General features: G+C 58.9%; 13 protein-coding genes. 8 read left to right on the forward strand and 5 right to left on the reverse strand.

Features of this window, described 5'->3' with window-relative positions:
• The first annotated feature begins 4 nt into the window (after positions 1 to 4).
• On the forward strand, positions 5 to 706 hold the full coding sequence (locus AB4Z24_RS14490) for a DUF4336 domain-containing protein (protein ID WP_441709272.1): 702 nt from the start codon (positions 5 to 7) through the stop codon (positions 704 to 706).
• 486 nt (positions 707 to 1,192) lie between these two features.
• Here the strand turns inward: AB4Z24_RS14490 and AB4Z24_RS14495 are convergent, their stop codons facing one another.
• Positions 1,193 to 2,122 carry a cupin domain-containing protein gene (locus tag AB4Z24_RS14495; RefSeq protein WP_441709461.1) on the reverse strand — a complete coding sequence of 310 codons (930 nt, stop codon included), beginning with the start codon at positions 2,120 to 2,122 and terminating at the stop codon, positions 1,193 to 1,195.
• A 214-nt stretch (positions 2,123 to 2,336) separates the two neighbouring features.
• Here AB4Z24_RS14495 and AB4Z24_RS14500 point away from each other — a divergent pair, with 214 nt between their 5' ends.
• The 3 genes from AB4Z24_RS14500 (at position 2,337) to AB4Z24_RS14510 (ending at position 4,669) form a co-directional block, all read left to right on the forward strand.
• Positions 2,337 to 3,107, forward strand: a complete 771-nt coding sequence (locus AB4Z24_RS14500; protein ID WP_441709274.1) for an alpha/beta hydrolase — start codon at positions 2,337 to 2,339, stop codon at positions 3,105 to 3,107.
• Positions 3,108 to 3,189: 82 nt separating this feature from the next.
• A complete protein-coding gene (locus AB4Z24_RS14505) occupies positions 3,190 to 4,017 on the forward strand; it encodes an alpha/beta fold hydrolase (protein ID WP_441709276.1) in 828 nt (275 codons plus the stop codon).
• Positions 4,018 to 4,177: 160 nt separating this feature from the next.
• Positions 4,178 to 4,669 (forward strand): DUF302 domain-containing protein, encoded by a 492-nt coding sequence (locus tag AB4Z24_RS14510; RefSeq protein ID WP_441709277.1) that lies wholly within the window; start codon positions 4,178 to 4,180, stop codon positions 4,667 to 4,669.
• Positions 4,670 to 5,050: 381 nt separating this feature from the next.
• Here the strand turns inward: AB4Z24_RS14510 and AB4Z24_RS14515 are convergent, their stop codons facing one another.
• Complete coding sequence (locus AB4Z24_RS14515) at positions 5,051 to 5,473, reverse strand: CBS domain-containing protein (RefSeq protein WP_441709279.1); 423 nt, start codon at positions 5,471 to 5,473, stop codon at positions 5,051 to 5,053.
• 301 nt (positions 5,474 to 5,774) lie between these two features.
• Positions 5,775 to 6,080 (reverse strand): hypothetical protein, encoded by a 306-nt coding sequence (locus AB4Z24_RS14520; protein WP_441709281.1) that lies wholly within the window; start codon positions 6,078 to 6,080, stop codon positions 5,775 to 5,777.
• A gap of 322 nt (positions 6,081 to 6,402) precedes the next feature.
• Here AB4Z24_RS14520 and AB4Z24_RS14525 point away from each other — a divergent pair, with 322 nt between their 5' ends.
• The 3 genes from AB4Z24_RS14525 (at position 6,403) to AB4Z24_RS14535 (ending at position 12,421) form a co-directional block, all read left to right on the forward strand.
• A complete protein-coding gene (locus AB4Z24_RS14525) occupies positions 6,403 to 7,707 on the forward strand; it encodes an NRAMP family divalent metal transporter (RefSeq protein WP_441709283.1) in 1,305 nt (434 codons plus the stop codon).
• A 342-nt stretch (positions 7,708 to 8,049) separates the two neighbouring features.
• Complete coding sequence (locus AB4Z24_RS14530; protein WP_441709285.1) at positions 8,050 to 9,264, forward strand: efflux RND transporter periplasmic adaptor subunit; 1,215 nt, start codon at positions 8,050 to 8,052, stop codon at positions 9,262 to 9,264.
• Between the two features lies 1 nt (position 9,265).
• On the forward strand, positions 9,266 to 12,421 hold the full coding sequence (locus tag AB4Z24_RS14535; RefSeq protein ID WP_441709287.1) for an efflux RND transporter permease subunit: 3,156 nt from the start codon (positions 9,266 to 9,268) through the stop codon (positions 12,419 to 12,421).
• 7 nt (positions 12,422 to 12,428) lie between these two features.
• On the opposite strand, the gene AB4Z24_RS14540 is transcribed toward AB4Z24_RS14535, so the two are convergent.
• Together AB4Z24_RS14540 and AB4Z24_RS14545 are read right to left on the reverse strand one after the other, a co-directional pair.
• Entirely contained in the window at positions 12,429 to 13,673 is a 1,245-nt protein-coding gene (locus AB4Z24_RS14540; protein ID WP_441709289.1) for an MFS transporter, read from the reverse strand.
• A gap of 53 nt (positions 13,674 to 13,726) precedes the next feature.
• Positions 13,727 to 14,284: a PRC-barrel domain-containing protein gene (locus AB4Z24_RS14545; protein WP_441709291.1), complete on the reverse strand. Its 558-nt coding sequence runs from the start codon at positions 14,282 to 14,284 to the stop codon at positions 13,727 to 13,729.
• A 206-nt stretch (positions 14,285 to 14,490) separates the two neighbouring features.
• On the opposite strand from AB4Z24_RS14545, the gene AB4Z24_RS14550 reads away from it, so the two are divergent.
• The gene (locus tag AB4Z24_RS14550) at positions 14,491 to 15,339 is read left to right on the forward strand and encodes a fumarylacetoacetate hydrolase family protein (protein ID WP_441709293.1); all 849 of its coding nucleotides are present in this window, start codon (positions 14,491 to 14,493) and stop codon (positions 15,337 to 15,339) included.
• The last annotated feature ends 1 nt before the right edge of the window (position 15,340 follow it).

The following is a 15,340-nucleotide window of genomic DNA, read 5'->3' on the forward strand; positions in this document are numbered from 1 at the left end:
TTTGATGGATGCCCTGTCGCTGCAGCCCTTCGGGCCAAATATATGGCTGGCCGACGGACCGGAAGTCAAAGTGATTGGATTCCGATATCCAACGCGAATGGTCGTGATCCGGCTTACCAATGGCGGTCTCCTCATCTGGTCGCCCGTTGCACTCTCCGAGGACCTCCGAAGAGAATTGCAAGCTCTCGGCGAGGTGCATCATTTGGTTGCGCCAAATTCGCTGCACCACCTGTTTCTTGACGAGTGGCAGGAGGCCTATCCGCTGGCCAGACTCTACGGGACGCCTGGGCTACGGGTGCGACGCAAGGATCTTGATCTCCATGCCGAACTCGGTGATGTGCCGCCGCCTGAATGGGCGGCTGATCTTGATCAGGTGCTCATGCGGGGCAACAGGATTACGACTGAAGTCGTCTTCTTCCATAAGCACAGCGGCACAGTTCTTTTCACTGACCTGCTTCAACAATTTCCGGTGGGCTGGTTCCATGGCTGGCGGGCGGTCATCGCGCGATTGGATCTGATGATGGCGGCCGAACCGTCCGTGCCCAGGAAGTTTCGTGTGGCCTTCGTCGATCGCTGCGCAGCACGGGCTGCGCTGCAACGCGTCCTCGAGTGGCCCGCCAAGAAGGTAGTCATGGCCCACGGGATTCCCGTGGAACGGGACGGCCAAGCCTTCATTGCCAGGGCCTTCCGGTGGCTGATGGGCTGATACCACCGAAGAGCAGACGTGCTTCCAGCCCGATCAACCTGCCAGCCCCGACCAGGTGGTGGATGCCTGCTTCCTCTGCGCAGCAGAAGCTGCGCGGTAGTACGCTGGCGGGGGAATCCGATGTCCGCTTAGGGTCAAAAGCGGACGTCTCAGAAAGCGTAACAACGGCGGCTAGTCCTACGGAAACGGACTACACCGCCTGCGTGCCGTTAGGACATTTCACTAACGCACTGATACCTAATAGGGCTGTTTGATCCCAAAATGTCCTAATGAGCGTTGCGGGAATTACTCAATCGACGAACTTAAAATTCTGGGGCAGCAATGCTGTGAGGGTTCGACTCCCTCCGTCCGCACCAAACTGATGCCGCTAGTAAAAAGCCATTGTCGCGCGATGCGATCCGGTTTCGCAAAATGGAGCGTTAGGACGCGCTTGTTCGGACTGCAGGTGTAATATCGTGACTTCCGCTCTGCAGAGATAGCTCATAATTAGATTTCGCTGTCGGTCTTATGCCGCGTTGCGCGGTAGCGACCGGGCGACAAGCCATAGTGCCGATGGAACAGCTTCGAGAATGCGGCGCTTGTTTCGTAGCCAACCCGACTGGCGATTCTCGCAATAGCCTCATCGCTCGATCCGAGAAGGAATGCAGCCTCTGCCATCCGGCGCGCGATCAGATAACGCTGCATCGGCTGGCCAACGAGCTTTGTGAAGCGCGCGGAGAATGCCGAGCGGCCAAGGCCCACCCGATTGCCTAGTTCTTGGAGTGTCCAGGGCCTCTCCGGTCGTTCGTGAATTAATTGCAGCGCAGGTCCGATATGCGGATCGCCCATCGCTCCAAGCCATCCACCTTCTCCCGGACGGAGCGATGTGATCCAGCTTCGCAACACTTCGACAAAGAGGACCTCCGTCAATCGCGAGAGGGCAATGTCCTGACCAGGACGCACCGACGCCGATTCGGAGACCATGCGCTTCAGAATCGCATCGAGTCCCTCGCCGTTCGTTGGCGGTCTCAGCACAAGCACGGGAGGGAGGAACTCAAGAACGCTGCTGCGCAAGGGCTGCGATACGGTGAAATTCCCGCAGATCATCGTCGCTGTCGGCTCCGAATTGCCGCCGTGTCGTACGACACCGAGACGTCCGGGCGGTCGTTCAAGATCCATTAGCGGGAAGGGCTTCGTCAGGCGATCAGAATAAAGCAGATGTTGTTCGCCACTTGTAATGACGACGAAGTCGCCCGCGCTTATATGCAAATCTTCTCCCTGTGCGAGAGCCAGAGTGGCGGCGCCTTTACTGAGGTAATGGAACAGAGCGTAGGGGCGCTTTGGGAGTTGCAGGCTCCAGGGATGCCCGAGCTCAAAGTGGAAAAGCAGCGTTCCCCCGAAGCGGACACGATCAAGAACGTCAGCGAGCACATCCATAGCTGCCATTCTAAGCCACCGCACGATCCGACACAATATTCGGACGGAAGAAGCCTATCGTCCAAAATCCTCCCATCTTAGGTGATGCGCCGCAGGCCGACGCGGCGAACGCCAACGATTTCAGCCAAGGCGAATGGAAGAACCGCGAGTCCTACTGGAAACGCTCAACCAATCTTTGGACCTGAGCTGTCCGACCTTCCTAAAGGAACATTCGATGCGAAATCTTCTAATCTCCGCCTCCATCCTCTCGGCTGGTGCAGCAGCAATTGTGACCTCTGCCCAAGCGGCTGAGCTTCCCAGTGGGGCGGCACATAACATTGTACTGGTACATGGCGCTTTCGTCGATCAAACGAGCTGGAAGCCGGTTGCGGATATTCTCTCGAAAAAGGGGTACAACGTAACCCTCGTTGAAAATCCGCTCACGTCACTTATTGCAGACGTCGATGCGACCAAACAGGCGCTCGCAAAGCAGGACGGCAAGACTGTCCTCGTCGGCCATTCTTGGGGCGGCGTCGTCATCACACAGGCGGGCGATGATCCCAAAGTGTCGGCGCTCGTTTATGTGTCCGCATTCGCTCCCGATGTGGGACAATCCTTGAAGACCCTGTCCGACGGCGGTCCTGCCACCGAAGGCACGGCCGCAATTCATCCGGACGACAAAGGCAACCTCTACATCGACCCGAAAGTATTTCCTTCGGCGGTTGCGGCCGATCTGCCTCCCCAAATTGCCGAATCCTTGGCCAACCACCAGCTCCCACTGAATCACGTGGCCTTCGAGGCTCCCGTCGATACGGCAGCTTGGCGCGACAAGCCAACGTTCTATGTGATCACCACCAAGGACAAGGTCATCGCACCTGAGGTGCAGAAGACGTTCGCCGACCGAATGCGTGCCCACGTCACCGATGTCGCTGGCAGCCACGCCTCGCTCGTTGTTCATGCGGACGAAGTCGCTGCGGTCATCGAAAAGGCGGCGCTTGCGAAGTGACGTTAGACTCCCGGCGCATTTGTGCCGGGAGTCCTCCATTCGCCTTTGATGTCGCTGCCGTCCAACCGAGAGGAATGAAGAAATGTCTTTCGTTAATGCCCTGAGCCAATCGATCGATGTTGGCGGAACCCCGTTCGTCTACCGGGAGCTGGGAAAAAATGGCGGGTTGCCCGTCGTCCTGCTTCATCATTTGACTGCGGTGCTCGATGACTGGGATCCCAGGATCGTCGATGGCCTAGCGGCTGAACGCCACGTGATTGCATTCGACAATCGTGGCGTTGGCGCTTCTGGTGGCGCAACGCCCGCTTCCGTCGAAGCGATGGCTAGCGATGCGGTCGCGTTCATCCGTGCGCTGGGTTTGAGCAAAGTCGACTTGTTGGGTTTCTCGCTGGGTGGTTTCATCGCGCAGGTGATCGTGCAGGAGGAGCCCGACCTCGTCCGCAAGTTCATCATCGCCGGTTCTGGTCCCGCAGGCGGCGAAGGGATCTCGAACATGGGCGCAGTTCTACAAGACGCTGTCGCTAAGGCGGGCGCCTCAGGAAAACATCCGAAGCATTTTCTGTTCTTCACTCAAACTGGCAACGGTCAAGCTGCGGCTGATGCGTTCCTCGCTCGCCTGAACGAGCGCACGGCAGATCGGGATGCTAGCATCAACAACGAGACCATCGGTGCACAGCTAACCGCCATTCATGCCTGGGGGCAGGGAAATCCTTCCAAGCTTAGCGAGATTCATCACCCCGTTCTCGTTGCCAACGGCGACGATGACGTTATGGCGCCGACGATCAACTCGTTCGAGCTTGCCCGCCGCCTCCCCAACGCGCAGCTGAGCATTTTTCCGGATGCCAGCCATGGGGGCATTTTCCAGTACTACCCCGTTTTCGTTCAGCAGGCTCTGGATTTCCTCCGCTGACGCGCCAGATCGAAGCGGCGTCTCTGGATCTTCGCCTCGGTCTTGCGAACGTCCGCCGGTGTTCGGCTTCGGAGACTGAACATAGTCGCGATCTAGACACCCCCCGCTAAGTCGACGTGACACACGCTGTCATGTTCAAGGCTATCCAAAGGAGAAAGCCATGCCTGCTGTCAAAGTATCGTCCACGCCGATCCCAGTCGAACACGTACGGATCACTTGCAGACGAGCATTTAACGAGGTGCGTGCCGCCCTCGAGGCTGATCTCCCGAAGCTCGACGAGCACATCAAAGTTCTACTGAGCAACGGTGATCAAGAACGCATTAAAGAGATCGAAGAGAACGGCCCTAGGCTCTTTATGTTCATTTCACGCGACCATGGGGAGCTATTGGAAATCGCGGGCCGGAAGCGGAATGCTGTGCAATACGAGATTGGGAATCCAATTACCGCTTCGAAGATGACGCGTCACAATCTGGGTGCAGCGCTCTACGCTCCACTCCGCGTCGCGCTTTTTGAGACAGAAGCGGGAGACGTAGTATTCGAGTATGACAGGCCATCGACGCTTTTCGGGCAGTTCGAGGACGAGACGATCAACGATGTTGCGCGATACCTCGATCGTGAGCTCGAGGCGGCGCTGGTCAAGGTGGCCGGCTAGAGCCTCGACGAGTGCGGATGCGGGCGTTGCGTCGACTGCGATGCGGCAGCCAGGGCGGCCAGACCCGCAACAGCGAGAATTGCGCATTTCGTAACTGGGCTCTTATCGATGTTGAATGAACCCAGTTAGGCGACGGGAAAGTTGAAAGCTGGATGAACCGAGGTTTTACATCGCCGTAAAGCTGACCCCGTTAGGACATTTCAACTAACGTACTGAAACGTAATAGAGCGATTTGAGATCAAAATGTCCTAACGAGCCTTATAAGCATTGATCAATCGACGAACTTAAAATCCTGAGACGGTAACGTCGTGTGGGTTCGAGTCCCACCGTCCGCACCACGCCATTTCAAAAACCGCTCGGCAAGGCCTTGCGTGCTGCACTTCAGTGGTGGTGGGCCGAGATGCTCTTGACGCATTCAGCCAACATATCGCTAGACGCCGAATGGCCAACATCGCCCAGGCTGAGGATGCCGACCATTCGTTTACTCTTGTTTATCACCGGTAACCTGCGGACGCTCTGGCTTTCCATGTGCTTCACTGCCTTGGCAAGGTCATCGTCATCGCGGCAACAATGGATACCTGCCGTCATTACATCTCGCACCGTCGTCCGTTGCGGATCGAAGTTGTCCAGCGCCAATCCTTTACAGACGACATCGCGGTCTGTGACCATTCCGATCAGGCGGTCATTTTCTCCGATTGGAACGGCACCGATATCGCGGCTACGCATCAATTTCGCAAGTTCGATGACCGGAGTATCTGGGCCAACCCAGTCGACTCCCTTATGCATCGCTTCTTTGACTTTCATGGCCGACCTCCTCTGAAGTGTGGCACGCGATTAGGTCCGACTGCACGCCTCAGCACTATCATTCGGGCATGATCGAACCCGACGATCTGAGTTTCGACAAAAGCAGTCCGGCCTGCTGTCGTGCTCATGTCCGCATCTGGGTGAGGAAACTGGCAACGGCGTATGTGCGCTTCGCGCCGCTAGGACATCCTAACGGCCTACGTAGCGATTGATACATCGACGAACTTAAAATCCTGAGACGGTAACGTCGTGTGGGTTCGAGTCCCACCGTCCGCACCAGAAACCTCCGGCGAGAGAAAGCTTACTGAGCCGCCGCGCACATGTGATAGCGGTGCCACATCCGCGCCGAGCCCGTCTCTATTGCTGCCTCGCGCAAGCCCGCACAACCTCTCGCAGCGCGAAATCCCATCATTGGTTGACCTGTCACTGGATGATAGGAATGCGTGACTTTGCCGAAGTCCGGATGTGTCGCCGCCCAAGTATCGGCGGGGCCAGGGTTGCCGTCAGCCAAGCCCAGATAGTTCGCGTTGGCATTCGATGCAGCGACCGCAAGCAGCGAAAGAGAGCCGATGAGTGCGCTTACGATATGTTTTGAAGTTATGTTCATCCGAGAACTCCTCTGAACTTGGGACGGCAAAGGCCCCCCTCCAGAGCTGCCATTCGGCTGTAACGAAAACGCACATCGTGGGGTGTGCACTCCCGCGCAATAGTCCGCTTGAACTAGCCAAGTGGGTTTAACCAGTCTCTCCTCGAGAATAGATACAAATTGCACTGATATCAGCGCGCATTCTGGCCACGCTCAGCGGAGCGTGGCTTGCCGAGGGCGCATCGAATAGATACGGAATTCCCGTTGTTGTAGTTGATTGCTGTGCTGCCTTTCGGTTCGAGGTGCTAGCTCGCAGGGACAGCTAAAAAAGGGGAGGTCGGCGATGTCGATGGATCCGAACGCGACTGAAACGGCCTCCGGAATTGTCGGGATTGAGGCACCGCCTTCATCGGCCGGGATACTGGAAACGCTTGGCCCAGGGTTGGTGACGGGTGCAGCTGACGACGATCCGAGTGGTATCGCGACGTATAGCCAAGTTGGCGCGCAATTCGGTTATGGCCTTGCTTGGACGATGCTCTTCAGCTTTCCGCTGATGGTCGCCATCCAAGCCGTTGCGGCCAGGATCGGCTGCGTGACGGGGCACGGCATCGCGCATAATTTGCGGCGCCATTATCCAAAGTGGCTGCTGCGCGGGGTTATCTGTCTTCTGCTCGTGGCGAACGTGATCAATCTTGGCGCTGACGTCGGCGCCATGGGGGCTGCGGTAGGCTTGCTGATCGGCGGTCCCGAGCGGGTCTATACAGTACTGCTGGGCATCGTTTGTATCCTTCTCGAAACCTTCATGAGCTACGCGCGGTACAGCGCCGTGCTCAAATGGGCGACATTATGCTTGTTCACGTATGTGGGCGTCGTTTTCACCGCTCATGTGCCATGGGGCACGGCACTCCACGGAACATTCATACCGCAATTCAAATTCGATGCCGCCCACGCCATGGGCCTCGTTGCGGTTCTTGGCACGACGATCAGCCCCTATCTGTTCTTCTGGCAGGCCGGCCAAGAAGTGGAAGAGCTGCATCGGCGGCATATCAAGCCGTTGTGCATCACGCCTCGCAACGCGGGCCGCGAACTTTCGCGCATTCGAACGGACACGATGGTCGGAATGGGCGTATCGAACCTCATTGGCTTGTTCATCATCTTCGCAACCGCCGCGACGTTGAATGCAAACGGCGTGACCGAAATCCAAACCTCTGCTCAGGCCGCAGAGGCGCTTCGTCCCGTGGCGGGGGAATTCACGTTCGCGCTCTTTGCAATCGGCATCATTTCGACAGGAATGCTGGCGGTCCCCGTGATGGCCGGTTCCGCCGCCTACGGTGTGAGCGAGCTCTTTTCCTGGCGGCAAGGTCTTGACTGCAAGCTGCGGGAAGCCAAGGCGTTCTACGCGACGATAGCTGTCGCGACGCTCGGCGGCGTGGCATTGAACTTCACCTCGATCGATCCCATCAAGGCTCTATACTGGAGCGCGGTCGTCAACGGCATGCTGGCTGCGCCGTTAATGGCCGTGATGATGGTGATGGCGATGAACCCTCACATCATGGGGCGGCTCACGCTCCCGCGCCCAATGCTTATCGTCGGCTGGATGGCAACTTTCGTCATGGCTCTTGCGACGATCGGGTTCCTGGTGATCTGACGATCCCACTTGCTTGCGCGTACATTCTAGAACGGCATCGCCTCTCGCGGTGCGCTGCAGCGCTCATCTCCTTCGTTACCTTGAGCCGGTTTCGCATCTGAACCACAAGTTCTATTCTAACCTTCCGTTCCGTCGGCGCGTGAATAATCCGCAAGCGGAGCGAATGCCGGGGCGCGACGTGCGCGGCGGATCCAAGCAGTAACTATATAAGTAGGCACGTGTCCGCCGTTGGTCGGCGGGCGCTCCGAAAGGGCGGTCGACGGAACTGCCGCTCTAATCCGTCGTTTATGCGAGGCGGGGTGTCCGCCTCACAACTCCTCAGTCGCCACGCATGGAGCAGACGTGTTGAGGACCCGCGTCAGAACTTTCATTTGGCTGATAATTCTGTTGGGCTTGGCCGGAGGCGGCTACTGGGTCTGGCAGCATCGCCGCGTGGCAACTGAGACCTCTGCAAAAAAGAAGCCCGATGAACGCGTGCCAGTCTCTGTCGCGACAGCCGAGATTAAGAATTTTCCTGTCTACTTGGACAGTCTCGGACAAGTGCAAGCCTGGAATACTGTCACGGTTCGCTCGCGCGTCGACGGCGAGATTGTCAAGGTCGCCTTCGACGAGGGCCAGTTCGTCAAAGCCGGCGATCTTCTGATTCAGATTGATCCGAGGCCTTATCAGGCCATTCTCGATCAAGCCGTCGCGAAGAAGGCGCAGGATGAGGCCAACCTTGCCAACCTGAAGCGCGATCTCGAGCGTTTCGAGAAAGTCGGCACACTTGCAACCACCCAGCAACAGATCGACACGCAGAAGTCGAACATCACGCAGCAGGAATCGCTCATCAAGGCTGATACTGGGTCGATTGCAAATGCGCAGGTCCAGGTCGTCTATACGACCATCACCGCTCCCATATCCGGCCGCGTCGGCTTTCGGCTCGTCGACCAGGGCAACATCATTCATGCTGGAGATACCGGCGGCGTCGCGACCATTGCGCAAATTCAACCCATCGCCGTGATTTTCACCGAGCCGGAAGAGCGGCTCCCTCGCATCCTTGATGAGCTGAAGCATGGAGCGCTGCCCGTCACCGCATTCACGTCGGACGGAAAACAGGAACTCGCCAAGGGCGAGCTTTCGCTCGTCGATAACCAGGTCGACACGACCACCGGCTCGATCAAGTTGAAAGGCAAATTTCCGAACACCGAAATGACACTTTGGCCCGGGCTTACGGTCGCGACGCGCCTGTTGATCACGACGGAAAAGAATGTCGTCGTTATTCCCGACGCCGCCGTCCAACGTGGGCCAGACAAACTGTTCGCCTATGTCGTCGGGCCCGACAGAAAATCTGAACGGCGCGATCTCGTCGTCGGCGAAATCCAAGATGGCCAAGCCGTTATCAAGAGCGGCGTGAAGGCCGGAGAGCAGGTCGTTACCGCCGGGTATTATCGCCTGGAACCGGGCTCGCTCGTCGACCTGCCAGAAGATCAGAAAAAGGAGGAGCAGAAACAGAAAGCAACGCCTCCTGGCGCCCCGATATCCGCATCCAAACACACCGTGCTGGAGGCCGACTAACATGGCGACCGGCGGCGTATCTGGCATCTTTATCCGCTATCCGATCGGCACCTCGCTGATCATGGTGGGCATTCTGTTCGTCGGCGTCATCGCGTTCCTGAGCCTGCCGGTTGCGCCGCTGCCGCAGATCGATTTCCCGACAATTCAGGTTTCGGCCACGCTTCCCGGCGCCAGCCCTGAAACGATGGCATCGAACGTGGCGCAACCGCTCGAGCGCCAGTTTGCGCAGATACCCGGCGTCACTCAGACAACGTCGACGAGCGGCCTCGGCGTCACGACCGTCGTCGTGCAGTTCGATCTCAATCGCGATATCGACGGCGCCGCCAACGACATCCAGGCGGCCATCAACGCTGCCAGCGGCCAGTTGCCGCAAAATTTGCCGCAGCCGCCGATCTATCGGAAGGTCAATCCGGCGGACAGCCCCATTTTGATCCTGTCCGCGTCATCCGACGAAATGCCCCTGACGGCGGTCGATGACAACGCCGACACCAAGCTCGCGCAGCAGATCAGCCAGATCACTGGCGTCGGACAGGTGACGATCGGTGGCGAGCAGAAGCCGTCAATCCGCATTCAATTGGATCCCGCCAAGCTCTACGCGCGGAACCTCACTCTAGAGGAGGTCCGCCTGCCGCTGTCGATCACGACGGTCAACAGCCCCAAGGGTTCGCTCGATAGCACCAATCGCGGCTACACGATCTATACCAACGACCAGTTGACGCAAGCAAAGGCATGGGACGACGTGATTATCGCCTACCGCAACGGCAGTCCGATCCGCGTTCGCGACGTGGGTAAGGCGGTCCGTGGCCCCGAGGATACGAAAAAGGCGGCGTGGACGAACGGCAGGCGTGGCGTGTTTCTCATCGTGTTCAAGCAACCCGGTGCGAACGTCATCGAAACCGTGGACCGCATCAAAGCTGAATTGCCACGCCTTCAGGCATCGATGCCAAAGGCGATTCACATCGAAATTTTGAGCGATAGGACGGAAACGATCCGCGCCTCCGTTGACGATGTGGAATACACGCTTCTCCTTTCGGTCGCACTCGTCGTCGCGGTCATCTTCGTGTTTTTGCGAAGTTTGTGGGCGACGGTCATACCGAGCGTCACCGTCCCCCTTGCGCTGTTCGGGGCCTGCGCTCTCATGTACGTCATGGGCTACAGCCTCGATAATCTTTCGCTCATGGCCTTGACGATTTCTGTCGGCTTCGTCGTCGATGACGCCATCGTCGTCTTGGAAAACATCGTCCGCTACGTCGAGTACGGCGACACGCCCTATAACGCCGCGATGAAAGGTGCCGAGGAGATCGGCTTCACCGTCATTTCGATCAGCGTTTCGCTTGTCGCCGTGTTCATCCCGCTGCTGTTCATGAGCGGCATCATCGGCCGCATTTTTCGCGAGTTTGCCGTCACCGTTACGATGACGATAGCGGTATCCGCCTTCGTTTCGCTGACGCTGACGCCGATGATGGCGTCGCGGTTCTTGAAGAGTGAAAAGGACGTCAAGCACGGGCGGCTTTACAATTTGAGCGAACGCGGCTTCGCGGCGATGCTCAATGGCTATACCCATGGCCTCGACTTTGTGCTTCGCCATCAGTTCTTTACGCTGATGACCTTCTTCGCGACCATGGCACTCACTGCCTACCTCTTTATCGAGATTCCGAAGGGCTTCTTCCCTCAGCAGGACACGGGCCTCATCACCGGCATTTCCGAAGCAGCCCAAGATATTTCCTTCCAGGCCATGCTTAGCCGCCAGGAGAAGATTGGCGAGGTGGTCGCAAGCGATCCCGCCGTCGCAACCGTCGCCATGGCCATTGGAGCCGGAGGCCCCACCTCCGCGCTCAACAGCGGCCGCGTCTACATAACCTTGAAGCCGAAAGCCCAGCGTGATGCTACGGCATTTCAAGTTATTCGCCGGCTTCAGCCGAAGCTTGCAAAGGTCGAAGGAGCGCGTCTCTTCATGCAGGCAGCGCAGGACGTGACTGTCGGCGGTCGCGCTTCGCGAACGCAGTTCCAGTATACGCTGCAGGACGCGGACGAGAATGAGTTGAACACCTGGGCCCCGAAGATTCTCGATAAGCTCAAAACCTTGCCCGAGCTTCGCGACGTGGCGACCGACCAGCAGCTCGCTGGAACGACGCTCACCATCGACATCAACCGCGACGAAGCCTCGCGCTACGGGCTAACCCCGGATGCAATCGACGCGACGCTCTACGACGCATTCGGTCAGCGCCAAATCGCTCAGTACTATACGCAGCAGAACAGCTACCACCTCGTTATGGAGGTGCTGCCATCCATCCAGGGCGATTTGGGAAGCCTCGACAATCTCTACATTCGCTCACCGACGACAGGCGGCCTCGTTCCGCTCGCGACCTTCGCGAGTTGGACTACGCGGCCGACTGCGCCACTCTCGATCTCCCACCAGGGGCAATTCCCCGCGGTCACGATCAGCTTCAACTTGGCGCCGGAAGTGTCACTCGGTACCGCAACGGACGCGATCAAGGCGGCCGAGCGCCAGCTTCGCTTGCCCGCGTCAATGCAGACGACATTCCAAGGCAACGCTCAAGCGTTCCAGCAATCGCTGACGACAATTCCGCTGCTGATCGCGGCCGCGCTTTTCGTGGTCTATCTGATCCTTGGCGTTCTCTACGAAAGCTACATTCACCCGATCACGATTCTCTCCACGTTGCCGTCGGCCGGTGCGGGCGCGCTCGCGACATTGATGATCTTTGGATATGACTTCAGCCTCGTGGCGATGATCGGCATCATCCTGTTGATCGGCATCGTCAAGAAGAACGGCATCATGCTCGTCGACTTTGCCATTCACGCCGAGCGCAACGAGCATCTGACGTCGCTTGAGGCGATACGTAAGGCATCGCTGTTGCGGTTCCGGCCGATCATGATGACGACGCTGGCAGCACTCCTGGGCGGCGTCCCGTTGATGCTTGGCACGGGAACCGGCGCCGAAATCCGTCAACCTCTCGGCTATTCGATGGTCGGTGGCTTGGCGATCAGCCAGGTTCTGACGCTATTCACGACGCCGGTCATCTTTCTCTATATGGATCGCTTGTCCAACTGGATAACCGGAGCGAAGCGCGAGCCGCTCGAAAAGCAAGCGCCAACCAAAGCCGCGCCGCCTCCAGGAGCGAAGCCGGCGGAATAATAGAGGCCTATTCGCTGTCAGAGTCCTCGACGACTCTCGTTTCGGGCATTGCCAGCGTGACGACGAGGAACGCGAGAAAGCCGATCACGGCGAGCGTCAGAAATGCCGTCGACGTTCCGAAGTGCAGCGCGATCTCACCCGCGAGCGTCGTGCTGATCGATGCGCCGATCCCCATCGCAACGCCGATGAATCCAAGGGCAAGGTTGAAGTTGCCCGAGTCTTGCGTCACGTCCGCCACGATGCCTGCAACGAGTACGCCGAGCACGCTTGCCGAGATCCCATCCAGAAATTGGATGGCGACCATCACTTCCGGATCGGAGCTGAACGACATCAAAGCCGCGCGAACCGGAAGCGCCGCAAATCCCAATAGCATAAGCGGACGCCGGCCATGTTGATCGCCATAGCGCCCGATCCAGGGCGAGATCAACGCGACGATGAACTGCGGCACGATGATACAAAGCGCGACGAGAACGGTAGCAGACTTGCTCGAGCGCAAGGTGATGAGGTTTGCGGCAAGCGGCAGCACGGCTGCATTGGCAAGATGGAAAAGGCAGACGGCCGCCCCGAGGATCAACAATTGCCGCTTGCCGAAGATCGTCTTGGTGGCCTGCAGGAGATGATATTCGGGCTCGTGCTTCGGCTCCAGTTCCTCGCGATGAAAGTCCGAAGGTTGGATTAGGTAGAGCGCCATCACCGCTGGTATCGTCATCGCCGCCGAGACAAAGAAAACAGCCTGACTCGTCAAGTAATAGCCGGAAAGGCCCATGCTCGCGGCCGCGAACATGCTGCCGAGTGAGGAAAAGCGGGCGTTCCTGCCCATTCGTTCGCCGATGAGATTGTGCCCTACGAGCCCCAGACTGATCGCCGCCAGCGCCGGCCCGATCACGACACTCGCCGCCGAATGAAACACCTGCGCCAGGAACACCGCGTAGAATGTCGGCCAGATCGCGATGGAAAATGCAGTTGCGCCGACGGTCAGCGTGCAGGCTGCGGCCAGCGTCCGCTCGCGGCCGATCGCGTCCACAAGCGCACCGGCAGGGACTTGTCCGATAAGAGCGAAGAGACTGCCGATCGTCAGCACAAGGCCGATGTCGGCATTCGTCCATTTTTCTGATGTCAGATAAACAGTCAGGAACGGACCGAACCCGACTTGCGCGTCCGCCAGGAAAAACGCGAACCAGTCAACGCCGATCTGGCTTCGTTTGGACGGTGTGTGGAGAGAAGGCACCAACGGCCCTTTGAAGCCGCCCATGTCTCAATCCGCGGCAGTGGAATGAGTGGCTGCGACGGGCGAAGGTCGCGCCGTCATTTGGTCGCCGCCGGAGATTGCGGGGGAGGTGAGGATGTAGCCTCCGGCGGCGGGATGCCTGCCGAACCGACGATGACGACGGGTTCTCCTGGATGATATTCCGGCGTGACGCGCAACTCATCGCGTCCCATTTCCAGCGTGATGCCTTGCGGTGAGAAATGCAGCACCGGCCATGCGACGGCGATCTTGCGCGAGCCGACGCCAAGGAAACCGCCAAAGTCGATGACCGCGGCGCGCACCTCGCCCGAACGCCCGACTAGGATATCGGTGACTTGCCCAAGCTTTTCGCCCGTTGCGCTTTTCACGTCCTTCCCGAGCAAGCTCGAAACCGCACTGTCGTCCACCACGATTGCCGGTGTCCCGGAGGGCGCGGGCTCGACCGGAACTGGCTTGGCCTGTGCATTGGCTGGCGGCGCGGCTTCCGGCTTGGCGGCGGGTTGTTGCGCCAGCGTGCCCGTGTCCGCCTTTGCGGCCTGGGGTCCGGCGCCCAGGACCGCAACGAGCGCCGCAACGAGGACCGGTAGGCAGCAACCGGCCGTAAACCTCTTTCTCATGGATCGTTCCCCAGGGCTGAAGGCCGAAACGTGGATTCCAGCAGGGTCCGCATCGATCGGCGAACACTCCGCAGGTGAATGTCAACCGGCCGGGAAGGCTCAAGTTCCGATGCCGCCCGTTATTGCCATGCGATTGGCAGCCCCGGCTTTTTCTGCTTAGAAGCTCGGCCGAACGGTTTGACGGCTGCCTTTGGAGACCCCTGTAGATGAAACTTGTACGCTTTGGCGCCCCGGGTGCCGAAAGACCCGGCATCCTCGACAAGGAAGGCGCCGTTCGCGATCTCTCGGGCGTTATTCCCGATCTTGCTGGCGAACACCTTTCGCCGGCCGCCCTGGCGCGGTTGCGCGGCCTCGATCTCGCGTCGCTCCCCAAGGCGCCGGACGGTGTCCGCCTCGGTGCACCCGTCGCCGGAACGCACAACTTCATCGGGATCGGTCTCAACTACGCCGACCACGCCAAGGAGACGGGGCAGGAAATCCCGGCCGAGCCCATTCTCTTCAATAAGGCTTCGACCTCGATCTCCGGCCCCTATGACGACGTGATGTATCCGAGAAATTCCAGGCACCTCGACTGGGAATGCGAGATCGCTTTCGTCATCGGCGCCCGTGCGCGCTACGTCGAGGCGAAAGACTGGGCGAACTACATCGCCGGCTACACCATCTGCAATGACGTGTCGGAACGCGTCTTCCAGAGCAAGCGTGCCGGTCAGTGGGTGAAGGGCAAGTCGGGCGAGACGTTCGGGCCGATCGGCCCGTGGCTCGTCACCCCGGACGAAGTGCCCGATCCCGATAACCTCGCCATGTCTCTGGACGTCAATGGCGTGCGCAAGCAGACCGGCTCGACTTCGACGATGATCTTCAAAATCCCCGAGCTTCTCGCCTACGTGACGCAATTCATGGTTCTGGACCCCGGCGATATCATCACCACCGGCACGCCGCCCGGTGTTGGCACCGCACGCAACCCGAAGGAATTCCTGAAGGCCGGCGACGTGATGGAACTCAAGATCGAGGGCCTTGGAACGCAGCGTCAGACGGTCGTCGAATTCAAGCTCTGAA

The organism is Hyphomicrobium sp. 2TAF46 (genome assembly GCF_052114865.1).
Classification (GTDB): Bacteria; Pseudomonadota; Alphaproteobacteria; order Rhizobiales; family Hyphomicrobiaceae; genus Hyphomicrobium_B.